This window comes from Curtobacterium sp. RIT-PI-V (genome assembly GCF_025642935.1).
GTDB lineage: Bacteria > Actinomycetota > Actinomycetes > Actinomycetales > Microbacteriaceae > Curtobacterium.
Genome location: NZ_JANZKM010000025.1, coordinates 1 through 13683, shown reverse-complemented (window position 1 = coordinate 13683; position 13683 = coordinate 1). Strand labels below are relative to the sequence as shown.

Here is a 13683-nt window from a genome sequence, read left to right as displayed (position 1 = left end):
TTTCAGCGCACCGGAGAACAAGGGGGAACGCATGCAGATCGGCGTCGACGGGCACGTGCTGCTCAGCCCGAGTGACATGAGCACGTGGTCGGCCTGCGAGTGGGCGTTCCTGCGCCGGCTCGACGTCAAGCTCGGTCGCGGGGAACCCCTGTCCGAGGCGCACGACGACATGCTCGAGCGCACCGCCCGCCTGGGGGACCAGCACGAGCTCGACTACCTCGACATCCTCAAGCAGACCCGGAACGTCGTCGAGTTCGACCGCCCCGCCCCGCCGGACTACGCACGCGCCGCAGCCGAAGCGCGACAGGCCTTCGCCGACGGCGCCGACGTCCTGTACCAGCCGACGTTCCACGCGGCACCCACGGCGGACAGCCCGGGCTTCATCGGCTTCGCGGACTTCATCATCCGCAATGACCGGGGCGAGTACGAGGTCTACGACACCAAGCTCGCCCGGCACGCCAAGATCAGCGCCCTGTTGCAGCTCGCCGCCTACGCCGAGCAGATGCAGGCACACGGCATCCCCACCGGGGCGCAGGTGCACCTGGTGCTCGGTGACCGGACGACGACCACGCACGACCTTGCCGACATCGCGCCGGTGTACCGCACGCAGCGCGCCGAACTGCAGCGGGTCATCGCCGAGCGCATCGCCGCCGACGAGCCGCTGCGGTGGGGTGACCCGCGCTACTCGTCGTGTGGCCGCTGCGCCGTCTGCTCGACCCAGGTGGCCGAGCACCGCGACCTCGTCCTCGTCGCCGGCATGCGCCTTGACCAGCGGGCGAAGCTCATCAAGCACGAGGTGCGGACGATCGACGACCTGGCGGTCCGCACCCGGGCAGTGCCGGGCTTGCCCCGCGCGACGCAGGATCGGCTGGTGCGCCAGGCGGGCCTCCAGATCGAGACGGAGACCGCCCGACGGAACGGCGCCGACGGGCCGGACCAGCCCGCGAAGCCGCGCTTCGAGGTCCTCGATGCCCGCGCGCTCGATGCGATCCCGGCGCCGGATCCCGGCGACGTGTTCTTCGACTTCGAAGGCGACCCGCTGCACACCGAGGACGGCGTGCACTGGGGCCTCGACTACCTGTTCGGCCTGGTCGACGACCGCGCGGAGTTCACCGCGTTCTGGGCACACACGATCCGCGACGAGCGAGTTGCGCTGGAGCAGTTCCTCGCCTTCATCGAGGAACGCCGGCAGCAGTACCCCGGCATGCACATCTACCATTACGCGGCCTACGAGCGGACGCACCTGCTGTCGCTCGCCGCCCGGCACGGGGTTGGTGAAGAGGCCGTCGACGACCTGCTGCGCGCTGGCGTCCTGGTCGACCTGTACCCGATCGTCCGCAAGGCCCTGGTCGTCGGCAGCCACAGCTACTCGATCAAGAAGCTCGAGCCGCTGTACATGGGCGACGACCTGCGGCTCAGCGATGTGACGAACGCGGCCGACAGCATCACCGCCTACGTCGACGCGATCGAGGAGCTCCGGAACGGAGACCCCGTCGCCGGCCAGCACATGCTCGACGAGGTCGCCGACTACAACGCCTACGACTGCCGCTCGACCCTGCGGCTGCGTGACTGGCTCCGCTCCCTGCGCACCGACGACCCGGACGCAGCGGATCCGGCACTCGAGCTCGACGTCCCGCCGATCCCCGTCGAGCGCGAGCCGAACCCGGTGTACGTCGCGCTCGCGTCGCACCTGGAGGACGTCGACGCCCTCGACCGCACGCCCGACGAGACCGCGTTGGCGCTCGCCGCAGCAGCGATCGACTACCACCGGCGCGAGGCGAAGACCTTCTGGCAGGACCACTTCGACCGCCTGCGCAACCCGGTCGACGACTGGGCCGACACCCGTGACGTGCTCGTCGTGGAGCGTGCGTCCGTCGAGCGGGACTGGGACACGCTGCCGCGTGCCCGCTCGCAGTCGCGAGAACTCCGGTTGTCGGGGACGCTCGCGCCCGGTTCGCGGCTCCGGCCGGGAGGCACGCCCCACCTCGTCTACGACGACCCGCTTCCGCCTTCGGTCGTGTCTCCGGGCCCCGGGTCGAAGGGCGCGTCGTCGCGCGCCGTGATCGTGGACGTGTGGGACAACGGCGACGCCGTCGAGGTGCTCGTGAAGGAGGGGCTGCCCGTCGGGGCGGAGCCGCACCACGAGTTCCCGGTCGTGCTCGCGCCCTCGGCACCGCCCCGGGCGAAGCCGCAGCCCGAGGCGATCGCCGAGTGGGGGCAGCAGGTCCTCGACGAGCTGCCCTCGATGGTGTCGGACCCGGCCTTCGACCTGCTGCGCCGGGTGCCGCCACGCGGTGCGATCGTGCCCGTGCAGGGCGACGACACGGTGTCCGCCGTGGTGGCGACGCTGCTCGGCCTCGACCACTCGTACCTGGCGATCCAGGGGCCTCCCGGCACGGGCAAGACCTACGTCGGGTCGAACGTCGTCGCACGGCTCGTCCGCGAGTACGGCTGGCGGGTCGGCGTCGTCGGGCAGTCCCACGCGACCTCCGAGAACTTCCTGTCCTCGGTCGTGAACGCCGGCGTGCCCGCGGACCGGGTCGTGAAGGTGCCGAAGTCCGGTGCGACCGAGGACGAACTCGACGCGGCCGCGTGGACGCCCGTGAAGAACGGTGCTGCGGTCGCCGCGTTCCTGTCATCGTGCGAGGCCTCCGGCACCGGTGGTGTCGTCGGCGGGACCGCATGGACGTTCGCGAACGCGTCGACGATCGAGCGCCGGTCGCTCGACCTGCTCGTCGTCGACGAAGCCGGGCAGTTCTCGCTCGCACCGACGATCGCGTCCTCGATCGCCGCGACCCGACTCCTGCTGTTGGGGGACCCGCAGCAGCTCCCGCAGGTGTCCCAGGGCTCGCACCCGGAGCCCGTCGACGAGTCGGCGCTGGGCTGGCTGGCGGACGGCGAGCACGTCCTGCCGCCGGAGTTCGGCTACTTCCTGGCCCGCACCCGGCGGATGGAGCCGGCGCTGACCGAGTCCGTGTCGGCGCTGTCCTACGACGGGCAGCTCGCGTCGATGGTGTCCGGTCGGCACCTCGACGGCATCGACGCGGGCGTGCACCCCGTGCCGGTCGTGCACGCGGGCAACACGACCTCGTCACCGGAGGAAGCCGCCCGCGTGGTGGCCCTCGTCGGCGATGTCGTCGGGCGGACCTGGACCGACGGCGACTCCACCAGGTCGTTGACCGACGAGGACGTCATCGTCGTCGCCCCGTACAACGCGCAGGGTGCCCTGATCCGTCAGGAGCTCGATCGTGCAGGCTTCACCGGCACCCAGGTCGGCACGGTCGACCTGTTCCAGGGCCGCGAGGCCGTGGTGTCGATCGTGTCCCTGGCGGCGTCGAGCGCAGCCGACATCCCTCGCGGGCTCGACTTCCTGCTCATGCCGAACCGGCTGAACGTGGCGCTGTCGCGGGCGAAGTGGGCGGCGTACCTCGTGCACTCGCCCGCACTGACCACCGGACTGCCGCCGTCGATCGCCGGGCTGTCGCTGCTGTCCCGCTTCATCGAGCTCGTCGAGCCCGCTCGCTGACGGCCGCGCCGGCCGCGCCGCCGTCACTGTGACGCCAGAACGAGGGCTGGTCCCGACACCTGTCGTCCTGGGACGGTGGACCCATGGGGGAGAACACCGCTGTCGCCGACCACCGCCCGACTCCGAGGGGCGGGGCCGCGCTGACGCTCCGTGCACGGAAGCCCGGGTACGCGGTCATGCAGGAGTGCCTGGCCATCCAGGCTGAGGGGCCGGCGCGAACCGGCTGGCAGCGCTTCTGGGGGCACGACCCGCTTCGTGACGAGGCCCGCTCGTGGTTCAAGGGCGCTGTCGGAGAACGGCAGGTCGCCGCCCAGCTCGATGCGCTCGGCCCCGAGTTCACGGTGCTGCACGCGGTACCGGTCGGGACGAGCATGACGGACATCGACCACGTCGTCGTCGGACCCACCGGCGTGTTCTCGATCAACACCAAGAACCATTCGGGGCAGAAGGTGTGGGTCGGCGGCCGGATGCTGACCGTGAACGGGCAGCGGACACCGCACGTGCACCGCGCCCTCGCCGAGGGGGAACGAGCGACTCGCCTGTTGTCCGCCGCAGCCGGCGGACCGATCCCGGTGCAGCCCCTCCTGGTCGTCGCAGCGGGAACGCTGCAGTTCGGGAAGACGGCACCGGCCGTCGTGACGGTCGCGCCCCGTCAGATCGGCGCCTGGATCAGGGATCTGCCGCGAGTCCACTCCGACGAAGCCGTCCGATTCCTGTCGATGCTGGCCGAGGAACGCGGGACCTGGCACGTCGAGGCTGTGGTGGTGAACGACACCCTTCGCCACGTCCAGCGGTTCGAACGGCTCGAGCGGGAGATCGGCCTGGCGGCGCGGCGGAACCGGATGATGCGTCGCGCCGTCGCGGTCGCCGTGCTGGCAGTCCCGGCAGGAGCGCTGCTGGGCTACTGGTGGGCGATCACCGGTGCTGCTCTGACCGCGAGCAGCTGAGCAGCAGCCGACCTGCCCGGCGTTTGATTGGTATGCCTGTTCAAGCGTGCGCCATGCGGCGGCGGCGTGCCATGCCTGACGCGGCGCGACTCAGTCGTCGGCCGTCGGGACGCCACCCTGCATCTGCACCCGCATCTGGGCGAGGACGTCGGCGTGCAGGAAGTTCGCCGCCTCGGCGCTCGTCGGGTCGACCACGATGCCGAACTCCTCGGGCAGCGCGGTCACGAGCTCGGACATCGGCACCGGACGCCCATCGGCGTCGGGCAGACCGGCGGCGAGTTCGTCGGGGTCGGTGAAGACGGGCACGAACGGCTTGTCGCGGATCATGACGTGTGCGACGCTGCCGGCCTCCGCTGTACCCGCCGGCTTCCACGGGACCCACGCCGCGCTGCGCAGGAAGCCCGCCGGCGAGGCTGCCATCCGGCGGCGGAGTTCGGCGGCCGCGGTCGGCGGGGCCTTGTCGACGCCTCGGCCGAAGGCGGATCCGTTCGTCTGGTCGTTGCTCACGCCAGCCATGCTGTCACGGTGCGGCTCAGTACGCGGCCGACTGCCCACCGTCGATCGGGACGACCGTCGCGTTGACGTAGGACGCGTCGTCGGACAGCAGGAACGCGACGACGGCGGCGATCTCGGGGGCCTCGCCGTAGCGCTTCGTCGGGTTGACCTGGATGAACTCCTCGGCGGCCTTCCGGGGGTTCTCCGCGTCGAGCTGCTTCATCGAGTTCTCGACCATCGGGGTCCAGATGGCGCCGGGGGCGATGGCGTTGATGCGGATGCCGTAGCGGCCGTACTCCACCGCCGAGTTGCGGGTCAGGCCGACGACGCCGTGCTTGGCGGCGGCGTACCCGGACTGGTTGCCGATGCCGCGGATGCCGCCGACGCTCGCGGTGTTGACGACCATGCCGGAGCCCTGCTCACGCATGACCTTGAGGACCTTCTCGAGGCCGAGGAACACGCCACGCAGGTTGATCGACAGGACCTTGTCGAACTCGGCGGCGGTGAAGGACTCCGTGGGGTTCTGCTTGCCCTCGATGCCGGCGTTGTTGAAGAAGCCGTCGATGCGCCCGAAGCGCTCGGTGGTGGCGGTGACGTAGGCGTCGACCTGGGCCTCGTCGGAGACGTCGGCAACGGTCGTCAGGACCTGGGCGGCGGGGGTGGCCTCGAGCACGGCGGACTTCGTCGCCTCGAGTCCCTGCTCGGAGACGTCGACGAGGGAGAGCGCAGCGCCCTCGGCGGCCAGACGGACGGCGGTGGCGCGACCGAGGCCGGAGCCGCCGCCGGTGATGAGGACGACTCGGTCGGCGAAGCGGGACGTGACGGAGTTGGTTTCGGGCATGGGGAGGCCTCCTGGGGTCTTCGACGATGAATTCCCTTTAGGCTACACCTGTCGTTTTGCAGGAGGGTCGAGGGGGCGAGAGACTGCCCGGTGCTGCCGACTTCAGCTCGTGATGACCGTGGTCGTCGTCGCGGTGGTCGCCGCCATGATGACGATCATCGCCGCGGCCTGGATCTCCTCGAGCACGGCCTTCACCGCCGGGCTCGCCCAGGTACCCGAGGTGATCTCCTTCACCAGGCCCTTGTCGACCGCGCCGAACTGCTTGCGGAGCGTGTTCGTCGCGTCGAGCAGCCCGATGACCGCGGCGGAGAACGGCGTCGGGCCCGCCCGCCGAGCCAGGACGTCCGCGATGCCGGATCGCAGCAGTGCCTCCGGTGCTCCGTCGCGCTCCGGGTGCTTCGTGGTGGGGAAGAGCCCGAGCACCTTGCCCTGCTCGACGCTGATGATCCCTCGCTCGACGAGTCCGGCGACGACGTCGTCGCGGAGCCGCTGCTTGCCGAGCCGGCTCACCCACCACTTCGCCTTGCGCGGTGTACCGGCCGCCGCGATCGACCCGACGACGCCGTCGAGCACCGGGTCGCCCGTGGCGGCGCCGTCGACGACGGTGACCAGGCCGTTCTGCAGCGAGACCGCACCTCGGAGCGCGAGGTCGGCGAGGACCGCTCCCGCGAGACCGGTGTCCAACGTCTGCCCGTCGACGGACTTCCGGCCATCGGGCTCGATCTGGAGGAGCGCGAACGCCTGCGGGACCGTGAGTTGCTCAGCCATGTCCGCAGCCTGCCACGCGGGGCGGAGGTGCGCCGGGCCTCCAGGCCGACACCCAGCGGCGCCGGCCCGCCCGACGTCAGCAGGCGTCCAGCACCCGAACCATCGCGGCCCGCTCTGCCGGAGCCACCCACAGGCGGTACTTCGCCTTCACCGTGACCTGGTGCTCGATGTAGGTGCAGCGGAAGGCCGTGTTCGCGGGCAGCCAGGTCGCGGCGTCACCCGAGCGCTTCTGGGAGTTCGACCGGCCGTCGACGGCGAACAGGTTCGACGGGTCGTTCGCCAGGGCCTCCCGCTCCGACTGGCTGAGCTGCTGGGCGCCGGTGCGCCAGGCGTTCTCGAGCGCGACGACGTGGTCGATCTGCACGAGGGTCGAGGTCGTGTTCCCGCGCACGAAGTCGATCGTCGCCCCGGTGTACGGCGACACGAGCGTGCCGGCCATCACCTTGCACGGCCCCTGCCGCGCGATGCGGCGGAGGTCGCGAGCGAGCACGTCGTTCCGGGTGTCGCAGCCGTTGTGGTCGACGTCGATCCACGCGCTGCCGAAATCGCCGGTGCGGTCGTAGCCGGTGCCGGGGGCCTTGCCCTTGACGGGCAGCGTGGCGAGGAGCGCGCGGGCGTCCGCAGCGTCGGTGTCGGTCGACGTGCTGACGGTCGGATTCGTCGGACTGGAGGCGCGGCTCGGCTCCGGTGCGTCGCTGTCCGTGCCGACGGTGGCCGTGGCGACCGCCGTCGGACCGGCAGCCGCGTCGGCGTCCGGTCCGAGGACGCCGGTGGCGTCGAGCGCGTAGCCACCGACCGCGAGGGCCAGGACGACGAGGACGGAGGTGAGGCTGATGCGGGTGCGGCGGCGTCGGCGGGACGTCATGGGTGCGTGGAACTCCTGGTGGTGCGGTGGTGCTGTGGTGCGGCGCCGGGCGGCCTCGACGATCATGGCGGAGACCTCGGACATGGCCGTGGACCGCCACGCTCTGAACTGATGCGCGACCACGGCGTAGACAGGTCCGCATGACCGATTACGCGAATCCGTCCGTGTCCGTCACCGGTGGGTCGATGCCGCTCCTGGGCTTCGGCACCTGGCAGATCCCCGACGGCGAGGCCCCCGCCGCCGTCGGCGAAGCACTGGCGGCCGGGTACCGCCACATCGACACCGCCACCGGCTACAGCAACCAGCGCGGCGTCGGCAAGGCCCTCGCCGAGTCCGGCCTCGCCCGTGACGACATGTTCGTGACGACGAAGCTGCCGCCGGACAACGCCGACCGCGTGCGCGAGACGATCGAGGAGAGCCTCGACCAGCTCGGCCTCGACCACGTGGACCTCTGGCTCGTGCACTGGCCACCGAACGGCGAGGCCCGCCCTGACGTGTGGGAGCAGGTCGTGCAGGCCCAGGCCGACGGACTGACCCGAGCGGTGGGTGTGAGCAACTACTCGCTCGACCAGATCGACGAGCTCGTCACCGCGACCGGCACCACCCCGGCCGTGAACCAGATCAAGTGGAGCCCGGTCGAGTACGACCAGGCGATCGCGGACGGGCTGGCCGAGCGCGGGGTCGTGCTCGAGGGCTACAGCCCCTTCAAGGCGAGCAACCTGCAGGACCCGACGCTGCTCGACATCGCGGGCGAGCACGACGCCGACAGCGCCCAGGTCATCGTCGCGTGGCACGTCGCGCACGGCTTCGTCGTCATCCCGAAGTCGTCGAACCCGGAGCGCATCCGGTCGAACGCCGCCGGTGCCCGCATCGAACTCTCGACGGACGAGGTCGCGGCGATCGACGCCCTCGCTCGCTGACGCGCTCGCCCACGCTCGCCTGACGCGCAACCGCGCACTGCGCCCGCGCGTCAGGCGAGCAGCGAGCGGATGTCGTCGGCGGTCAGGTCGTCGGCGAACAGGGCGTCGTCGTCGATCATCGTGGCGAACAGCTCGGCCTTGCGCGCGGCGAGGGCCAGGACCTTCTCCTCGATGGTGTCCTCAGCGATGAAGCGCTGCACGCTCACCGACCGGGTCTGCCCGATGCGGTGGGTCCGGTCGACGGCCTGGGACTCGGCGGCGGGGTTCCACCACGGGTCGAGCACGAACACGGTGTCGGCCTCGGTCAGGGTGAGCCCGAAGCCGCCGGCCTTCAGCGAGATGAGGAACGCGGGCGCGGTGCCCTGCCGGAAGCGCTCGATGACCTGTGGGCGCTTGCGGGTCGACCCGTCGAGGTACTCGTAGCCGACGCCCCGCTCGTCGAGGGCGTCCGACACCATCCGCAGGAACGACGTGAACTGGCTGAACACCAGGGCGCGGCGGCCCTCCGCCGCGAGCTGTTCGAGCTCGTCGAGCAGCAGGTCGAGCTTGGCGGACGGGATCGACGTCGACGGCGACAGGGTCGAGTCCGACCCGTTCGACACGAGCGCCGGCGACAGCGCGAGCATCCGCAGCAGCGTCAGCGACCGGAACACGATCATCCGGTTCTTCGACAGGTCGTCGATCAGGTCGAGGACCTTCAGTCGCTCGCGGTTGAGCGTGCGCTCGTACAGCTCGCGGTGCGCTGGGTCGAGCGTGACGCGGACGACCTGCTCCTGCTTCGGCGGCAGGTCGGCGGCGACGGCCTGCTTCGTGCGGCGGAGCATGAGCGGCCGGATCCGCCGCCGGAGCTTCGCGGTGAGCTGCTGGCGCGCTTCGCCCCGGAGTTCGGGGGAGGCGAGCGGCTTCACGTAGTCGTCGCCGAACCGGGTCCAGGTGGACAGCAGCCCGGGCGCGACGATGTGGAACAGCGCCCACAGGTCGGTCAGCCCGTTCTCGAGCGGGGTGCCGGTGATGGCGAACTTCACGGGTGCGTGCAGCTCGGACGCCACCCGGTGGGTCTGCGACTGCGGGTTCTTCACGAACTGCGCCTCGTCGAGCACGAGTGCCGACCACGGCAGGTCGGTCCATGCCTGCGAGTCGAGCCGGAGCAGCGCGTACGAGGTGACGACGACGTCGGCCTGCGAGGCCGTGCGGGCGACGAGACCGGGGTCCTTCAGCGAGGTCGAGGTGACGGCCGCCACCCGCAGTGACGGCGTGAACTTCGCCGCTTCGGCCACCCAGTTGCCGACGACCGAGGTCGGCGCGACGACCAGGAACGGTGGCCCGTCGGGGTCGGCGGCACGGCGCGCTGCGACCATCGCGAGCACCTGCAGGGTCTTGCCGAGGCCCATGTCGTCGGCGAGTACCCCGCCGATGCCGTGCGCCGCCAGGAACGACAGCCACGCGTACCCGGCGTGCTGGTACGGCCGCAGCTCGGCGTGCACGGTGTCCGGCACCGGGACGTCCCCCGGGGGAGTCGCCCCCATCAGCCCCGCGGTGATCGCCTGCCAGCGTTCGTCGTGCGAGGTCTCGTCGGCGAGCAGGTCGAACTCGGTCCACAGCCCGGCCTGCAGCGGCGTCACGTGGATCGGCTGGTCGGGCTCCCATTCGTCGAGGTCGCGGGCCTCGTCGATGAGTTCCTTGAGCCGGTCGAACGCGGGGTCCGCGAGTGACAGGTACGAGTTGTCGACGAGCTTGAGCCGCCGCTGCCGACCGGCCAACGCCGTGAGCAGCGGCGTGAACGGGATCTGCTTGCCGTTCACGCTCACGATGATGCCGAGGTCGAACCAGTCGTGCTTGTCCGACGGCATCGTCGTGACGCGGATGTGCGGCCGCCCGCTCAACCGCTCGTAGTCGAGGCGCTCACCCTGCACCGCCGTGCGGACGCCGAGCGCCGGCAACTCGGGCAGGAACTCGTTCGCGAACACCGCGACGTCGGCGCCGTCGATGGTGCCGTCCTGGAACCAGTCGAGCCCACCACCGGGTCCGGCAGGGCGGACGGGAGGCTCGCCCGCGGTCGCGCCGTCGGCTCGCGCTGTCGACGTGGCGGGTTCCAGGGCCGCGGGCACGTCGGCGTCGGCGGTCGCCGCCTCGGTGCCGGCCGGAACGTCGGTGCCGGCCGGAACGTCGGTGCTGGCTGGGCCGTCGGTACTCGCTGGGTCGTCGGTGCTGGCTGGATCGTCCGCGGCGCGGAGCCCAGACAGGTCGGGCAGCGGCCCGTGCAGCGAGACCGGGTCCTTGCGGCCGTCGACGTGCCAACGCCAGTGCAGGTGCACCCGGTCGTCGGTGCGGGGTGCCCGGGCCGCCTCGAACGTCGCCGTCAGCACGAGCTCGGGCGGCGTGCGCTCGGGCAGCTCGACCGACCCGTCGGAGCTGACCAGGCCGAGGGCACCGCGCAGCCGGGGCGACCAGTCGGCCAGGAACTCGTCGACCTCGGCCGTCGGTACCGTGATGCGGGTGCCCTCGAGGAGCATGCGGCGCTGGTCCTCGGGCACGGGCGCCGGGGTCGGTGCGAGTCCGACGGTGAACTCGGGGCTCTCGCGGAACACGTACACACCGTGGTCGCCGACCATCCGTGCGGCACCGTGGACCACCGGGCGGCCGTCGAGCACCGCGCTCGCGCCGATCACCACGGCGTCGTCGTGCCGGGCGACGTCGAGCAGCACCTGGGCCTGCTCGCCGAGGACCGCGCCGCCCTCGCGCTTGCCGGTGACGAAGGCGATGTCGAGCCCCGACGCCTGCCGGAGCAACGGCCACAGGAGCGGGCTGCGGAAGTCGTCGAGGTGGAGCCAGTCGCTCTCGCCGGGCAACCCCGCGAGCTGGCCGGCACGGTGCAGGGCCGCGAGCTGCATGAACCACCCGTGCTGCTCGGCGCCGAGGCCCAGGCGGTTCTGCGAGTAGGGGAGCGTGCCCCAGGTGAGCTGGCCGCGCACCCAGTTGCCGGCGTCGCTGCGGGTCACCGGTCGGACCCCGAGCCGGACGGTGCGGGACGGCGCCGGCAGGGCGCGGCCGGCGGCGCGGGCACGGGCCGCGAGGGCGGCGGGGACCGCGTCACGCAACTCGAACTGCAGACCCATCCGGGTGCCCTGCGGGGTGGCCGCCTGGTCGTCGTCACCGGCGAGGCGGGCGAGGTCGTGCCTCCAGTCCGAGGGCGGCGGAGCCGACGCTTCCGGACGCGGGCCGGCGTTGGCGGCCAGGGCACGCGCGTTGATGGTGAGCAGCGCGGCGGCGACGTGCTTGCAGTCGCCGCCGAGGGGGCAGCTGCACGTGCTGCGGACCGGACGGATGAAGTCACCGCGGGCCACGGTCATGTCGATGCGGCACTCGTACGGGTCGTCGGCGGTGCCGGAGACGGTCGCCGTGACGGTGCCGTCGTCGGCGTTCCAGACGGCATCGTCGACCAGGCCGGCGCGCACGACGTCGCGTGCGCGCCCGAAGGTCTGCGGCCCGACGAAACGGATGACGTCGACGGCGTCGATCATCGGGGCTGCTGGCACGGGTCAATCGTGCCAGGTGCCACCGACGCGCGGAGCCGCCGACCCGAACGGCACACATCGAGCAGGGCTACCGTCTGCGTGGACGGGCGACGACTGCTCGTCGCTCTCCACTCGATTGGACACGCTCATGCCGGACCGCTTGCGGTGGGTGCACGACTCCGCAGACCACTGGAACGTGTGGCTCGGCTCCGAGGTCGTCTGCGACGTCACCCGGACCGACCAGTTCACGGTGGACTCGCCGGACCACTCGATCAACGGGGCGCACTCGTCGCTCGAGAGCGCTGCGGCGCAGGTGCAGGGCTGGGTGCGCTGGAGCGGACGCTAGGCCGACGGCTTCTCCGTGTTCGCGGGTTCGGCTGCCGCCAGCTTGCTGTGCTTCCGCGAGTAGCCGAAGTACACGCCCAGACCGATCGCGAACCACACCGCGAACCGCACCCACGTCTCCCACTGCAGGAACGTCACGAGCCACAGCGACGCGATGACGCCGATGATCGGGATGACCGGCATGAACGGCAACCGGAACTGACGGTCGAGGTTCGGCTGGCGGTAGCGGAGCACGATCACCGCGGAGCAGACCACCACGAACGCGAGCAGGATCCCGATGTTCGTGAGCTCGGCGACGACGCCGATGGGCAGGACGCCTGCCAGGATCGCCGATGCGATGCCGAGGATCCACGTGACGCGGGTCGGGACGTGGCGCTTCGGGTCGGTCTTCGCGAACCACTTCGGCATCAGGCCGTCACGGCTCATCGAGAACCAGACGCGGCTGGCGCCGAGCATGAACGTGACGAGCACCGTGACGATGCCGACGATGGCGCCGATCGCGATGACGTTCGCGACACCGCCGAGGCCGACCGACGCGAACGCCGACGAGAAGCCCGAGGCCGGGTCGATGTCGGTGTACTTCTGCATCCCGGTCAGCACCAGCGTCGCCAGCACGTACAGGACCATCGAGATGCCGAGGGACAGCAGGATCGCCTTCGGCATGTGCTTGCGGGCGTCGACGGACTCCTCGGCCGCGGTGGACATGGCGTCGTAACCGAACACCGCGAAGAACACCGTCGCGGCACCGGTCATCACGCCACCGAAGCCGAACGGGAAGTACGGGGAGTAGTTCGCGCTGTTGATGTGGAACACGCCGAGCACGACGATGAGCACGACGAGCGCGACCTTGATGCCGACCGCGACGAACTCGAACCGGGCGGCGCTGCGGATGCCGCGGGTGAGCACGAACGCGGTGACCAGGCACAGGATGATCGCGAAGACGTCGATCACGTGGCCGTCGCCGGTGCCGGGGGCGCCGAGCATCCAGGCGGGCAGGTCGATGCCGAACTGGCCCACCAGGAACCCGACGTAGCCCGAGATGCCGATCGCGACCACCGCCACGATCGCGGTGTACTCGAGCAGCAGGTCCCAGCCGATGAACCACCCGACGATCTCGCCGAGGACCGCGTAGCCGTACGTGTACGCACTGCCGGCCTTGGGGATGAGGCCGGCGAACTCGGCGTACGACAGCGCCGCCGCAGCACTCGCGACGCCGGCGACCAGGAAGCTGATGAGGACCGCGGGACCGGCCACGCCGTTCGCCACGGTGCCGGCGAGGGTGAAGATCCCCGCGCCGATGATGCCGCCGATGCCGATCGCGGTGAGCTGCCAGAGGCCGAGGTGCCGTTTCAGGCCGCCCTCGGCTCCGGTGTCGTCATTGATCGTCTCGATGGGCTTCCGTCGGAAGAGCGTGCGTGTCGTCGTCGTCACCCGCCCATGGTGCACCTTGCGGCGGTCTCG

At 71.2% G+C, this 13683-nt stretch carries 10 protein-coding genes; 4 read left to right on the top strand and 6 right to left on the bottom strand.

Annotation, left to right across the window (positions count from 1 at the left end; genetic code table 11):
• Positions 1-31 precede the first annotated feature (31 nt).
• Positions 32-3526, top strand: coding sequence for a TM0106 family RecB-like putative nuclease (locus OGL88_RS14175; RefSeq protein WP_263091824.1), 3495 nt, complete (start codon positions 32-34; stop codon positions 3524-3526).
• Between the two features lie 83 nt (positions 3527-3609).
• Positions 3610-4473 (top strand): nuclease-related domain-containing protein, encoded by an 864-nt coding sequence (locus tag OGL88_RS14170; protein ID WP_263091823.1) that lies wholly within the window; start codon positions 3610-3612, stop codon positions 4471-4473.
• A 90-nt stretch (positions 4474-4563) separates the two neighbouring features.
• Here the strand turns inward: OGL88_RS14170 and OGL88_RS14165 are convergent, their stop codons facing one another.
• From OGL88_RS14165 to OGL88_RS14150, 4 genes are all read right to left on the bottom strand, one after another.
• Positions 4564-4980 (bottom strand): SseB family protein, encoded by a 417-nt coding sequence (locus OGL88_RS14165; RefSeq protein WP_263091821.1) that lies wholly within the window; start codon positions 4978-4980, stop codon positions 4564-4566.
• A gap of 25 nt (positions 4981-5005) precedes the next feature.
• Positions 5006-5809, bottom strand: coding sequence for an SDR family oxidoreductase (locus tag OGL88_RS14160; RefSeq protein WP_263091820.1), 804 nt, complete (start codon positions 5807-5809; stop codon positions 5006-5008).
• Positions 5810-5911: 102 nt separating this feature from the next.
• Complete coding sequence (locus OGL88_RS14155; RefSeq protein ID WP_263091819.1) at positions 5912-6577, bottom strand: GOLPH3/VPS74 family protein; 666 nt, start codon at positions 6575-6577, stop codon at positions 5912-5914.
• A 76-nt stretch (positions 6578-6653) separates the two neighbouring features.
• The gene (locus OGL88_RS14150; protein WP_263091818.1) at positions 6654-7526 is read right to left on the bottom strand and encodes an HNH endonuclease family protein; all 873 of its coding nucleotides are present in this window, start codon (positions 7524-7526) and stop codon (positions 6654-6656) included.
• Positions 7527-7582: 56 nt separating this feature from the next.
• On the opposite strand from OGL88_RS14150, the gene OGL88_RS14145 reads away from it, so the two are divergent.
• On the top strand, positions 7583-8362 hold the full coding sequence (locus OGL88_RS14145; protein WP_263091817.1) for an aldo/keto reductase: 780 nt from the start codon (positions 7583-7585) through the stop codon (positions 8360-8362).
• A 50-nt stretch (positions 8363-8412) separates the two neighbouring features.
• Here OGL88_RS14145 and OGL88_RS14140 read toward each other — a convergent pair whose 3' ends face one another.
• Positions 8413-11898 carry a DEAD/DEAH box helicase gene (locus OGL88_RS14140; protein ID WP_263091815.1) on the bottom strand — a complete coding sequence of 1162 codons (3486 nt, stop codon included), beginning with the start codon at positions 11896-11898 and terminating at the stop codon, positions 8413-8415.
• Between the two features lie 127 nt (positions 11899-12025).
• Between OGL88_RS14140 and OGL88_RS14135 the strand changes: the two genes are divergently transcribed.
• Positions 12026-12223, top strand: coding sequence for a hypothetical protein (locus OGL88_RS14135; RefSeq protein ID WP_123292404.1), 198 nt, complete (start codon positions 12026-12028; stop codon positions 12221-12223).
• Here the strand turns inward: OGL88_RS14135 and OGL88_RS14130 are convergent.
• The gene (locus OGL88_RS14130) at positions 12220-13653 is read right to left on the bottom strand and encodes an amino acid permease (RefSeq protein ID WP_263091813.1); all 1434 of its coding nucleotides are present in this window, start codon (positions 13651-13653) and stop codon (positions 12220-12222) included. The two genes, OGL88_RS14135 and OGL88_RS14130, sit on opposite strands and share 4 nt — an antisense overlap.
• Between the last annotated feature and the right edge of the window lie 30 nt (positions 13654-13683).